Raw genomic sequence first — 13,260 nt, 5'->3', positions numbered from 1 at the left:
TGAAGACCTGTAACTTTTATATTTTTTCAGAATAAAACGTAAGTTGTTTTTCGAGATAATCGTTGATGATGATTCTCGCTCTTTCTGCATCAATGCCTTGCGGGTTGAGCGTTCCGCGCAGCCAAATTCCATCAATAAGTGATGCAATACCATGAGCAACCAATTCAGCCTGCTCTGCATTTAATAATGCTTTGAGTTCTTTTCTTAGGTGGGACAATAGACGTCGTTCGTTGACACGCTGTAAACGCTTGAGCTGCTCGTCATGCATTGAGTACGACCAAAACGCCAGCCAAGTCTTAGCAACTTGGTTTTCTGCCTGATAGCCGACAAAGTTACCGTCAATGATTGCATTAATTCTTTGGTGATGAGCATCACTTGGCAGCTCACGTAACTTCTGTGTGATAGTGGACGAAAGCTGACGCAAGATTTCTCGCATCGTTTCCTCCAGCAATCCGTGCTTACCACCGAAATAGTGGTTGATAATCCCCGTTGATACACCGGCTTCTTTGCTGATTAACGAAATACTCGCCGCGTGTAAACCGACTCTATCAATCACTGACATTGTCGCTTTCACAAGCTGCGGTTTTCTGATTTCAGGCATCCCCACCTTTGGCATTTTGCGTCCCTGTTATTTTTAATTGAACGGTTAGTTAAATATAAAATGCCTGAAAATTAATTCGAACTCAAATTATTTTTAAAGAAAAATGTTAGTAAAAAAGGATGAAAAGTTGAGGGTGTACGAAAAATTGCTCGGCAAGAACTTGTCGGGACAACTAGATTTCAGTTTAAGAAAAAACAAATAAGATAAACAAAATCAAATAGTTAAATATCAATTTATTTTTAAAACGATGATGAACGAGTTGATTTTTGAACAACAAAAATCTGTGCCACAAAAAATTTATATCGACCACTAATCATTTCACCTGTACACGGTTTGTTTGCACAAAGAATAGACACACTAGTTTGTTATAGTTTTGTAGACACAAGTGGCATTCGCACTTTGAAGGTGAAGAAGGCAAAGAGAGGTTATATTGAACGCCATGAATATGCGATTCGATACCCTTAAGCCATTTTTAAGTAATATCGCCAAGTGACTTTAAGATGTTAGATTCAGCGTTTTATATTCGAAGCAAGGATCTCAAAGTCACTTGGCTATCAAAGTAAATGGGAGGGATAAGTTCAGATTCATCGTGCGATGAGCCTGAACTCTTGATTTCTGTTAGGCTAGCGAGCGACCTTTCACGCAGTTGCGTCCGTTCGCTTTCGCTTGATAAAGCAATTTATCGGCCTGATCGCAAAGTGATTTAAAACTCATCTCATTATCTTCAGTGGTAACGACTCCAAAACTACAGGTCACTCTCACTTCTTCTTTCTGTTCCGTAACAAAGCCATGTAGGGATAAAGCGCTACGTAAACGTTCTGCAGTAATAAGGGCGTTTTTATGGTCTGTATTGGGCATAACAACAACAAACTCTTCACCACCAAAGCGAGCAACAATGTCGTTCTCACGTACAGTTTCCTCCAACACTTTGGCAACGCCCGTTAGTACGGTATCTCCAAACACATGCCCATAGGTATCATTTACCTGCTTGAAATAATCCACATCGATTAACGCTAAAGTTACTGGCCCCGATTGTGGTTTATTTGGCACCATTTTCTGTTTATCGAGTTTGCTATCTACCCATTTATTTAAAGCTAGATAACCGTACTTAACTTGCTCGACTTGCTCAAAAACAAAGTGTTGTATCTTTTCTTGCTTAGATTGAGGTACCGGTTTCTCTTTTCGCTCACGCTTCACTTCTACTGGCTTAGTGAACCAGTCCTCTAAAAAACGGCGATTGAACAACCCTGTCAATGTGTCTGTCTTTGCGAGGCGACGCATTCTCAAACGCGAGCGATTGACGACGAGAAATACTACCGCCATCAAAAATAGAACACCGATGAGCGCAAGTAGCGCTTCACCCAATAAGTAAAAAGTACGACGGTTATTTTCTAGCTCCATACGCTGCAAAACATTGTTCCAGTTGAGATCTTCGTTCTCATATTCAAGTCGTTCCAACTCAAATAACGTCTGCTGGCGCTCAAGATTTTCAACTTCTCTTTGATTGCTAAATTGGATAAATTTATCGTGATAGTTACCGTAAGTTTCGAATGCTAGTTTAAAGTCATTGCTTCCCGCATAGGCCATAGCGGCGACTTTTAGTAGCTCCATTTGCTGTTGCTTGACGTATCGACTCTCTATAATCTCCGGCAGCATTGGCGCGATCATCGCTAAAAGTATTTCAAATTGCTGCTGCTCTAACATATATTCGGCTTGTAACAACTTAAATGTTGCCAAATACGCGCTAGACGTTTCTCTGTACTGTAAATTCTCCGCCAGCTTCAAGTGGTTAACCATCTTCTTTTCTTGTTTCGTCTCGCGATATAAAGCTGCAAGTTCAAGGTTAACTCGAAATCTAAAGCGTCCATCACCGATAATTTGAGCCAGCTTTAACGCTCGCTGATATGACGCTATCGCCTCTTCGTATTGGAACTGTGCTTTATGAAGTTTCGCTATCGTCAAAACGCTCAACAACTCATTGAACGACATACGCCTATCCCTAAAATAGCGATATGCTTGTTCCAAAAGCGCCTCAGATCGGTCGTAACCCTGAATTTTGACAAGTACGTCACCTAGCTCTAGTGCTGCACGTTCGACCAGCCCGTGAACACCTGAAGATTCAGCCGCATCCATGGACGACATAAGTGCAGCATAGGATTTTTTAAACTCACCTTGCTCATCGTAATAGCGTCCTTTTAGCAACAGGATTTCTGATTCAAGTTGCTTATCACCATTCTCACGCGATGTTTCCAACAAGCTATCCAACGCAGAAAGCGCGGTATCGATATCGCTCTTTCCAACCATAGTTCGCATCTGAATCAACTTAAACAGGAGATACTCATGGCTCTGTGGACGCACAAGCTCCAATCCTTTTTGAACGACACTCTGACTCTCTTCTACGCGCCCTAGCAGCTCTAAAACCGTGGCCTTGGCAAGCCAGTAACGCACCAACAGCGCTGTTGGTTGTTTTTGTAGTAAAGACTCTTCTTCTAACGCTTCAATCAAAGCTAAAGAACTCTGAGGTAATGCGTAAATTTGATTTTCGATGCCTTCTAACGACTGTAAAAACTTACCTTCCTGTTCCACCTTTTCTGTGGAGGCCTGAACAGAAAAACACAGACACCCCAATAATAGCGGCATCGTCCTAAGCGAATGAAATAGTGACATTATTGCTCTTCCCTAATGGGTAGTTACTTCAGTGTAATTGAGAATTCTGATTATTTATTATTAAGACAACTGAAGGTTATTCAGTCAGCCTCATATTCCCATGTATTTTGCGCTGAATAATAAATCACCATCTTTAGATGCCGAAATAGTTTTCGGTTACAATATAACCAATAAGAATGTTTTTTACACACCAAGAATAACGATCTCGTTAGTGAGACAAAAGATCGTCTTAGTTGTGAGTTAATACATTTACATGACAAGCAATATAGAACTAACCATTCACATTAGAAATAGAATCAATTTTTATACCGTTCGATGAGATAGCAGTCGACCATGCATCCAATACATTTTTCAGATAGAAGCAATAAAAGAAAGAAGAAAGTGGAAGGAAGCGGACAATCAAACTCGCTCCCCTTTTTTATGTTGCAGAGGGGGTTACATTCGCATTCCGCCATCGACTTCGAACACTCGTCCGGTCACGAATTCGTTGGTTAACACGTATTTTATGGTCGATGAAATTTCATCCGCCAAACCTAAACGTCCAACCGGAATCATTCCGATTAAACGTTCCATCGCTTCAGGTTTTATTTGGTCTGTCATGGCAGTTTTGATGACACCCGGAGCAATCGCCACTGAGCGAATTCCGAAACGCCCTAACTCTTTCGCCCACACCGTTGCCATGGTGGCTACCGCCGCTTTAGATGCTGAATAGTTGGTTTGACCAATATTCCCGGCACGCGCAACGCTGGATATGTTGATCAGAACCCCTTTGCTATCGGTGTTCAGCATTACCTTGCTCGCTTCACGGCCACACAGGAAAGTGCCTGTTACATTCACATCTAGAACAGACTGAAATTGTTCCAGCGACATCGTGTTAACCTGACCATCTTTGACTTTAATGAACATACCATCACGCATAATACCTGCGTTATTGATAACGCCATTGAGCTGCTTGAAATCTGCCTCAATTTGCTCAAAAGCAGTGCACACCTGCTGTTCGTCAGTCACGTTCGTCACATAAAAACGAGCGGTAACGCCGAGAGATTCACATTCCGCTTTCGTTTCAGCCAGTTGCTCTGAATTGAGGTCGATAAGCGCAAGATGAACGCCATTTTCCGCCAGTGACAGTGCCATTTGTTTACCCAGCCCCTGCCCTGCCCCCGTGATCGCAATGACCTTATTTGCTAACTCCATAAGCGCTCCTTAGGCCTGATTTTGCTTTTGGTAGAACTCAAACAAGCTTGAAAAATCTTTTTGCCCGTTGCCCTGACCGTTGTGAAAATTAAACAGATTACGAGCCAAGCTGCCCATTGGCGTTGATGTTTGACTGGCAACCGCCGCTTCCATCGCAAGACCCAGATCTTTAGCCATTAACTGGCTCATAAAGCCGCCTTGATAACCATTGCTTGCAGGCGTATTTTCCATCACACCTGGACAAGGGTTATAAAGCTCTAGCGCCCAGTTACGCCCTGAACTTTGCAACATGATGTCGGAAAGCACTTTGGGATCGAGTCCGTTTTCCATCCCTAAATTTAGTGCTTCACAGGTGCCGCTCATCAAAATGCCCAACATCATGTTATTGCAGATCTTCGCGACCTGACCAGCTCCAACATCGCCCGCATGGAAGATGTTTTTACCCATGTGGCTAAGCACCGCTTTGGCTTGAACAAAGTTCTCTTGCGAGCCGCCAACAATGAAAGTTAACGTACCTGCTGCTGCGCCCGCAACGCCACCAGATACTGGTGCATCAACAAAACTTATACCAAGTTGCGATGCTTTTTCGCCAACCAAACGAGCAGTCGCAGGATCGATGGTGGATGAATCAATCAGCAAGGTGCCTGATTCGACGCTATCTAATATGCCATCTTGACCAAGATAAACGCTTTGAACGTGTTGGCTCGCTGGCAGCATAGTGACAACCACATCAACACCTTGTACTGCCTGCTGAACGGAATCGGCACTTGAAGCGCCCAATGCGGTCAACTCCTCAACTGCGTTTGGGTTCAAATCAAATACTTCGACGTTCAAGCCCGCTTTAAGTAGATTCTTAGCCATAGGCGCACCCATGTTACCAAGGCCAATAAATGCAATTTTGTCCATATCGTATTTCTTCCTTGTACTAAAGTGCCGCTATAGCTACCGACGATGCGGTCAGTGGGTATTCTGCTGAGTCAATTGGCGAGAAGAAGCGCTCCAAAACTTGTGGCGTTACGTCAGAAACCGTGCGATGTTGCCAAGTCGGTTGATTGGTTTTATCAATAATCAGCGCACGAACCCCTTCTCTAAAATCACCTTCTAAGCCACAACGTAGTGTTAGGTTAAATTCCATATCAAAACACGCTTTCAAAGAGAGTTTTTGATACTGCGTTAACTGCTGATAAGTGATACTGAGCGACAACGGACTGCCATAGTTCAGTGCTTTTTGCGCATTGACGAACCACTTGCTATCAACGTTAGCACGGCTGATTGCATCAACAATTGACGCTAAGTCACCCGAACATAACTGCTCAATCAATTCCGCATAGGGCATCAACATCCCTTCGGTTGGCTCGTCCACGTGTACCGAACGCAGCGTAGTGGCGATTTTTTCGTTGATGTTCGCTTCACCTTTCCAACTTACCGATGCAAGCAGATCCAGCAGCACTTGCTTGTTTTCTGGCTGTGCAATCCATTGGCTTAACCCCAACGCTTTCATATCTGTTGCGTTAATTTGGCAAGCTGTCAAACTCAGGAAAAGTGCCAAATGTTTTGGCAACTGGTTTAGGAAGTACGTCGCGCCTACATCTGGGTAAAGGCCAATTTTAATCTCTGGCATTGCAAAGCGTGTGGTGGTTTCTGCTACGCGATGGCTGGCACCCATAAACAGGCCAACTCCCCCGCCCATCAAATAACCATGTCCCCACGCGATGATCGGTTTTGGATAAGTATGAATAAGATGGTCACAGCGATATTCGAGGTCAAAGAAGGTTTCCATCGCTGAAAACGCAGAATCAAAGTCTTGCTCTTTGTTTTCAAGTGCACGGTAGATCGCTTGAATATCACCACCAGCACAAAACGCTTTTTCACCTTGAGCATGCAAGAATACCGCGATGACGCTGTCGTCCGTTTGCCATTCATTAAGCTGTTTGTACAACTTCTCAATCATCACGTAACTCAACGCGTTGAGAGCTGCTGGGTTATCAAGCTCTAGCACACCAATAACAGAGCCATCAGCGCACTCAAGTTTTGAAACATTTACTGTACCTGTCATTTGGCCTCCGCTAGCTGTTTGTCCATTGTGGCTTGCGCTTTTGCAAAAACGCATTCACACCCTCAGTCTGATCTTGTGTATTGAACAGCTGCAAAAACAGTTCACGCTCCAAAACCAATCCAGCTGCATGAGTTTGGCTGCGTCGACCTTGAATTAGCGTTTTGCACGCAGACACAGATTTCGGTGATTGACCTGCAACACGCTGTGCTAGCTCCATAGCCGCTTCGAGTGCTTGACCTTTCGCCACCACCTCTTCGACTAACCCAATTTTTTCCGCTCGCTCGGCCGTCACACGCTCGCCACACAGGATCATACGCTTCGCCCAACCTTCACCTACCAACGCGGTCAGGTTTTGCGTCCCTCCCGCACACGGCAACAAACCTACCGATGCTTCAGGAAGTGCCATTTGTACTTGTTCTTCTGCGATACGAATGTCACACGCCATCGCCACTTCCAGACCGCCGCCCATCGCGTAACCATTAATCGCTGCGATAGAAACCCCATCGAATGCAGAAAGCGCTTCAAACGCTTCACCAAATGCGAACGCCATGTTTGCTGCTTGTGATTTATCACCCGATGCAAAGTTATTAAGATCTGCTCCAGCAGAAAAGAATTTCTCGCCTTCGCCTGTTAAAACCAACGCATAAATAGAGCGATCATTACTAAGTTCAATTGCCAACTCTTTTAGCTGATTCAAAGACTCAAGCGTCCAAGTGTTCGCTGGCGGATTACTAATCGTGAGCTTGGCAATATGCGCTTCGCGCTCTAATTTGATTTGTGCCGTCATAATCTTTCAGTCCTTTTTAATTTCTTTAGGTAAGGCTGTGTCTCGCTGACTAAAGCAGCTCAACGCCTTCCGTTAGTAATCGTCTTGCGACGATCAGACGCATGATTTCGTTGGTACCTTCAAGGATTTGGTGAACACGAACGTCTCGGAAATGGCGCTCGACTGGATATTCTTTGATGTAGCCATAGCCACCGTGAATTTGCAGCGCCTGATCGCAGACTTTAAAGCCCACATCAGTAGCAAAGCGTTTTGCCATGGCACAGTACGCACTTTTTTCTGCGTGCTGGGCATCGAGTTTAGCGGCAGCGAGTCGCACCATTTGACGCGCAGCGACCAGCTCAGTCGCCATATCAGCAAGCTTGAACTGCAACGCTTGAAATTGCGCCAGTGAACGGCCGAACTGTTTGCGTTCGTTCATGTATTGCTTGGCTTCGTTCAGTGCTTGTTGCGCAGTACCGACGGAACAAGTAGCGATATTGATTCGACCACCATCAAGGCCAAGCATGGCGAACTTAAAGCCTTCTCCCTCTTCACCCAACAGATAGTCAGCCGGAATACGAACATTTTCGAAGGTAATCATGCGAGTTGGCTGGCAGTTCCAACCCATTTTGGCTTCTTTTTTACCGTAGCTAATGCCTTCGCAATCAGCAGGAACAACGAATGCAGAAACGCCACCCGCTCCTTCGCCGCACGAACGCGCCATCACGACAAGAACGTCCGTATCACCCGCACCAGAGATAAACACTTTTGCGCCATTCAGGACAAACTCATCGCCGTCACGCACTGCACTGGTCGTCAGTGAAGCGGCGTCAGAGCCTGCATTAGGTTCGGTTAAACAGTAGGAAGCGAGCTTTTCACCCGAAATTAGATCCGCGCTAAACTGCTGCGCCACTTCGGCTTTGGCAAAGCTGGTGATCATCCACGTCGCCATGTTGTGAATGGTCATAAACGCAGTAGTCGCGGTACAACCCATAGCCAACTGCTCGAAAATGATCGCCGCATCCAAACGAGATAACCCCAAGCCACCATGCTCTGGCGGCGTATAGATGCTCAGAAAACCAAGTTCACCAGCTTGACGCAGTACATCTTTAGGGAAATGATGGTTTTCATCCCACTCGGCCGCATGAGGCGCTAACATTTGGTCTGCAAACTGCTTTGCTACTTCGGCAAACGCGAGTTGATCTTCGTTTAATTCAAAATCCATCTTGAAGTCCTAAGGTCTAATTCGTTGCATTTGTATCCGAGCCAAGCCCACTTAAACGGTGGCGCTTGGCTAGAGGTGTCGCTAATCCAGTAATTAGCTAAGTTGAATGGTCATGTTTGGACCGCTTGGAATGTCATCTTCAAACCAACGCGCGGTGACAGTTTTCGTCTCGGTGTAGAAGCGAACCGCTTGTTTACCGTAAGCATGCAGGTCGCCGTAGAAGCTGCCTTTCCACCCAGTAAATGAGAAAAATGGCAATGGCACCGGAATCGGCACGTTGATGCCTACGTTACCTACTTCGATATTGTGTTGATACTTTCTCGCGGCAGCGCCGTTCGCCGTAAAAATAGACGTACCATTACCAAAGCGGTTTGCATTGATCAGTTTAATCGCTTCATCTAGGTCATCCACTTCCATAGTTAACAGCACAGGCCCGAAAATTTCTTCCTGATAAATCGACATGTCTGTGGTCACGTTGGTAAACAGTGTTGGCCCCACCCAGTTACCGTTCGGGAAGCCAGGCACTTGGCAGTCTGTTCCATCCAGAACACAATTCGCGCCTGACGCTTTGCCTTCATTAATCAGATTCACCACTCGCTGCTTCGCTTGAGGGCTAATCAGCGGACCATAACCAGCGGTTTCATCATCCCACGCGCCAGGCTGAACCTGAGCTAACGCCTCTTTAAGCTCTGGAATCCATTCTTTGGTTTCGCCGACAAATACGGCAACCGAAATCGCCATACAGCGTTGGCCTGCAGCACCAACTGACGCGCCAACTAGGTTATTGATGACTTGCTGTTTGTTTGCATCCGGCATGATGACCATGTGGTTCTTAGCACCTGCAAATGACTGCACGCGTTTCAGGTTGTCTGTACCTGTTTTGTAGATGTACTCACCAACGGGCACAGAGCCAACAAAAGAGATCGCACGAACAACTGGATCAGTCAGAATGCGGTCGACTTGCTCTTTGGTCCCGTGAACAACTTGCAATACGCCTTTTGGTGCGCCAGCTTGTTCAAACAGCTCCGCCAGTTTCATTGCCGTTAGTGGCACTTGCTCTGACGGCTTCAAAATAAAGGTGTTGCCACAAGCGATCGCCATCGGGAACATCCACAATGGGATCATCGCAGGGAAGTTAAACGGTGTGATGCCAGCACAAACACCGAGCGGTTGAATGTAAGAGTAACCATCAATATTGGTTGCGACATTCTCAACCGTTTCGCCCATCATTGAGCTACAAATGTTCGCCGCTTGTTCTACGACTTCAATCCCACGCCAAATGTCACCCTTTGCATCCGCGAGGGTTTTGCCTGTCTCACTTGAAAGCAGTATCGCCAACTCATCGTGTTGCTCTTTTAGCAAATGTTGGTAGCGCAACATCAATCTAGCACGCTCCGGCGCTGCAACTTCTTTCCAGCGTTTGAACGTTTCTGTTGCGCTGGCAATCGCCGCATTCATTTCCGATTCCGTGGCACAAGGTACTTGTGCAATCACTTCGTTGGTTGCCGGGTTGGTTACATCTAGCCATTGTTTTGAATCGGAGATGGCAAATTCACCACCGATATACTGCTTTACTTGTTCTGTCATGATGACATCCTTGTATTTTTCAGCTTGTTACTAACTACTGTTATGTAAGTGAAACTTTGTTGAGAGTGATTTAGCAGATTTCAATCGCGATAGCGGTAGCTTCGCCGCCGCCAATACAAAGCGATGCAACGCCACGCTTACCACCAGTTTGTTTTAGCGCATGAATCAAAGTGACAAGGATTCGATTGCCACTTGCGCCTATTGGATGCCCCAGCGCACAAGCCCCTCCGCGAGGGTTCACTTTGCTCTCGTCCAGTTCGAGAGCTTTCACCGCGTATTGAGTCACGACAGCAAAAGCTTCATTGATTTCCCAAAGGTCCACGTCTGATTTGTCCCAGCCCGTTTTTTCCAGCAGCGATTCAATCGCGAAGACTGGTGCGATGGTGAACTCATCAGGCTGTCTTGCATGCGTGCTGTACGCGACAATTTTGGCTAGAGGCTGAAGGTTTTCCTGACGACCAAACTCACTATCGACTAAGATCATTGCCGACGCACCATCCGAAATGGAACTAGAGTTTGCTGCGGTTACGCCGCCATCTTTGGCAAACGCAGGGCGTAAGGTAGGAATTTTAGTGACGTCGAGTTTGCTCGGTTGCTCATCATCTACAACCAAGGTTTCGCCGCGTCGACTTTTTACGTTAACAGGCACGATCTCTTCTTTGAACAAACCTTGTTCGATTGCTTGCTGCGCACGAGTCAACGACTGTTGCGCCCAGGCATCCATACTTTCACGGCTGAACTGATACTTTTGCGCCGTCTGTTCTGCAAAGACACCCATCAGCTCGCCTTGGTAGGCATCCTGCAACCCGTCATAAAACATGTGATCAAGCACTTGCTCGTGACCTAAACGGAAACCATCACGCGCTTTCTTTAATAGATAAGGAGAAGACGACATGTTTTCCATGCCACCAGCGATGACAGCATGCGCATTACCAGATTGAATAAGGTCATATGCCAGCATCACGGTTTTCATACCCGATCCACAAACTTTGTTCAGTGTCGTACAACCAATCGATTGTGGCATTTCAGCTTTAAGGCTTGCTTGTCTTGCAGGCGCTTGCCCCACACCGGCGGGTAAAACGCACCCCATCAACACTTCGTCTATTTTGTGCACATCGAGTTGGCTTTCGGCTAGCGCCCCTTGAATGGCTTTCGCACCGAGTTCCGTGACATCTGTTGAAGCTAATGCACCTTGAAAAGAGCCGATAGGCGTTCGCTTAGCGGCAACAATCCATGTTTCATTTTTCATTCCATTAACCTTTTGTTGACGTTTACGTCATAACTATACTAACATTTACGTTAACGTCAAGTTTGAGGTTATTGTTTGTTCGAGTGATTCTTTGATTTCGAGTAAATGCGAGTGATATCAAGGCTCAAGAGTGGATGTTGTTTGTTTACTTTAACGTTAACGAATTGTATATTCATGTAAATGTTATACGAAAGTCGTAAGGTTAAGGAATGAACACATTTAAGATCAGCGAGCTCGCGAAAGAGTTCGACATTACTACTCGAAGCATTCGCTTCTACGAAGATTTAGGTCTCCTAACTCCAGAACGTAAAGGCAACACTCGAATCTACAATGGTCGTGATCGAATTCGACTAAAACTGATTTTGCGAGGTAAGCGATTGGGCTTTTCTCTTGCAGATATCAAAGAGTTATTTGAACTCTACGATACCGATCAAAGTACTGAGCAGTTGAACTATATGATTCGGTTGATCGAAGAGAAGAAGGCAGCATTGCAACAGCAAGCAAACGACATTCAAGCGGTAATGATGGAGTTAAATGCTGCGCAGTTGCGATGCCAAAACACACTGAGATCCATGAAAGGCGAAAAAGTCACCTAACACCTCAACTCTGGGATGTAGGTGACGTAAAGGCAAGGACACGCAATGAAATCTACCTACTCTTCCCTGAACTTTGTTTATGACGAAAATACCGATTTGCTTCGCGAGCAAATCAATAGTTTTGCTGCAAGAGAAATTGCGCCGCTAGCGCAATCTATCGACCAAACTAACGACTTTCCAAACCATCTTTGGTCCAAATTAGGTGACATGGGTCTTTTAGGTGTGACCACCAGCGAAGAGTTTGGTGGTGCAGGCATGGGCTATCTCGCCCACGTTATCGCTATGGAAGAAATCAGCCGAGCATCCGCTTCGGTTGCGTTAAGTTACGGCGCTCACTCCAACCTTTGCGTCAACCAAATCCACCGTAACGGCACACAAGCGCAAAAAGAGAAATACCTACCTAAGCTCATCTCCGGTGAACATATCGGCGCCCTTGCTATGAGTGAACCCGGCGCCGGCTCTGATGTGGTCTCTATGCAGCTTAAAGCCGAACGTAAAGGCGATATTTTCCTATTAAATGGCAACAAAATGTGGATCACCAACGGCCCTGATGCACACACCTATGTTGTCTACGCAAAAACCGACCCAAGCCAGCACTCCAAAGGCATCACGGCATTTATTGTGGAACGCGGATTCCCTGGATTTACTCAAGCACAAAAACTCGACAAGTTGGGTATGCGCGGCTCGAATACGTGTGAGCTGGTCTTCCAAAACTGCGAAGTCCCTGCGGAAAATATTCTCGGCGAAGAAAACCAAGGCGTGAAAGTATTGATGAGCGGCCTCGACTACGAACGTGTGGTGCTTGCAGGCGGCCCACTTGGCATCATGCAGGCGTGTATGGATATCGTTGTGCCTTACATTCACGACCGTAAACAGTTCGGTAAATCCATCGGTGAATTCCAGCTAGTTCAAGCAAAAATTGCGGATATGTACACACAAATGAATGCCGCTAAAGCGTATGTTTACGCCGTCGCTGCCGCTTGTGATCGGGGTGAAACCACCCGTAAAGATTCTGCTGGCGCGATCCTCTACAGCGCAGAGCTGGCAACCAAGATGGCACTGGATGCGATTCAACTACTTGGCGGTAACGGCTACATCAACGAGTTTGATACGGGCCGTTTGTTGCGAGATGCCAAGCTGTATGAAATCGGTGCGGGCACTTCAGAAATTCGCCGCATGCTTATTGGTCGCGAATTGTTTAACGAAAGCGCTTAATAGTCATACCTAGGCGTTCTAACTCGAAACAACTTCCTTATTCAATCTAAATCTTATTCAACCTAAATAAAGACGGGTAGTGACACCCGTCTACCGAATGGAGA

At 46.0% G+C, this 13,260-nt stretch carries 11 protein-coding genes; 2 read left to right on the top strand and 9 right to left on the bottom strand.

The window, feature by feature from the left end; genetic code table 11:
• Nucleotides 1-16: 16 nt before the first annotated feature.
• The 9 genes from betI to IQP38_RS20395 all read right to left on the bottom strand — a co-directional run bounded on the left by betI (nucleotide 17) and on the right by IQP38_RS20395 (nucleotide 11,345).
• A complete protein-coding gene (gene betI / locus IQP38_RS20435) occupies nucleotides 17-616 on the bottom strand; it encodes a transcriptional regulator BetI (protein WP_017820329.1) in 600 nt (199 codons plus the stop codon).
• A 603-nt stretch (nucleotides 617-1,219) separates the two neighbouring features.
• Nucleotides 1,220-3,241, bottom strand: a complete 2,022-nt coding sequence (locus IQP38_RS20430; RefSeq protein ID WP_416222592.1) for a diguanylate cyclase — start codon at nucleotides 3,239-3,241, stop codon at nucleotides 1,220-1,222.
• Nucleotides 3,242-3,703: 462 nt separating this feature from the next.
• The gene (locus IQP38_RS20425) at nucleotides 3,704-4,462 is read right to left on the bottom strand and encodes an SDR family oxidoreductase (protein ID WP_033906450.1); all 759 of its coding nucleotides are present in this window, start codon (nucleotides 4,460-4,462) and stop codon (nucleotides 3,704-3,706) included.
• Between the two features lie 9 nt (nucleotides 4,463-4,471).
• A complete protein-coding gene (gene mmsB / locus IQP38_RS20420) occupies nucleotides 4,472-5,368 on the bottom strand; it encodes a 3-hydroxyisobutyrate dehydrogenase (RefSeq protein ID WP_033906449.1) in 897 nt (298 codons plus the stop codon).
• A 19-nt stretch (nucleotides 5,369-5,387) separates the two neighbouring features.
• Nucleotides 5,388-6,518, bottom strand: coding sequence for an enoyl-CoA hydratase/isomerase family protein (locus IQP38_RS20415; protein WP_171343166.1), 1,131 nt, complete (start codon nucleotides 6,516-6,518; stop codon nucleotides 5,388-5,390).
• Nucleotides 6,519-6,528: 10 nt separating this feature from the next.
• Nucleotides 6,529-7,305, bottom strand: coding sequence for an enoyl-CoA hydratase (locus IQP38_RS20410; RefSeq protein WP_017633670.1), 777 nt, complete (start codon nucleotides 7,303-7,305; stop codon nucleotides 6,529-6,531).
• Nucleotides 7,306-7,354: 49 nt separating this feature from the next.
• The gene (locus IQP38_RS20405; RefSeq protein ID WP_005373226.1) at nucleotides 7,355-8,509 is read right to left on the bottom strand and encodes an acyl-CoA dehydrogenase family protein; all 1,155 of its coding nucleotides are present in this window, start codon (nucleotides 8,507-8,509) and stop codon (nucleotides 7,355-7,357) included.
• Nucleotides 8,510-8,602: 93 nt separating this feature from the next.
• Entirely contained in the window at nucleotides 8,603-10,096 is a 1,494-nt protein-coding gene (locus tag IQP38_RS20400; RefSeq protein ID WP_047101355.1) for a CoA-acylating methylmalonate-semialdehyde dehydrogenase, read from the bottom strand.
• 70 nt (nucleotides 10,097-10,166) lie between these two features.
• Nucleotides 10,167-11,345: a thiolase family protein gene (locus tag IQP38_RS20395; RefSeq protein ID WP_025767891.1), complete on the bottom strand. Its 1,179-nt coding sequence runs from the start codon at nucleotides 11,343-11,345 to the stop codon at nucleotides 10,167-10,169.
• Between the two features lie 209 nt (nucleotides 11,346-11,554).
• Here IQP38_RS20395 and IQP38_RS20390 point away from each other — a divergent pair, with 209 nt between their 5' ends.
• Both IQP38_RS20390 and IQP38_RS20385 read left to right on the top strand, forming a co-directional pair.
• Entirely contained in the window at nucleotides 11,555-11,941 is a 387-nt protein-coding gene (locus tag IQP38_RS20390; protein WP_005373242.1) for a MerR family transcriptional regulator, read from the top strand.
• 45 nt (nucleotides 11,942-11,986) lie between these two features.
• Nucleotides 11,987-13,156 carry an isovaleryl-CoA dehydrogenase gene (locus IQP38_RS20385; protein ID WP_005373245.1) on the top strand — a complete coding sequence of 390 codons (1,170 nt, stop codon included), beginning with the start codon at nucleotides 11,987-11,989 and terminating at the stop codon, nucleotides 13,154-13,156.
• The last annotated feature ends 104 nt before the right edge of the window (nucleotides 13,157-13,260 follow it).

This window comes from Vibrio sp. OPT41 (assembly GCF_015163595.1).
Classification (GTDB): Bacteria; Pseudomonadota; Gammaproteobacteria; order Enterobacterales; family Vibrionaceae; genus Vibrio; species Vibrio alginolyticus.
This window is presented reverse-complemented; position numbering and strand designations above follow the sequence as displayed.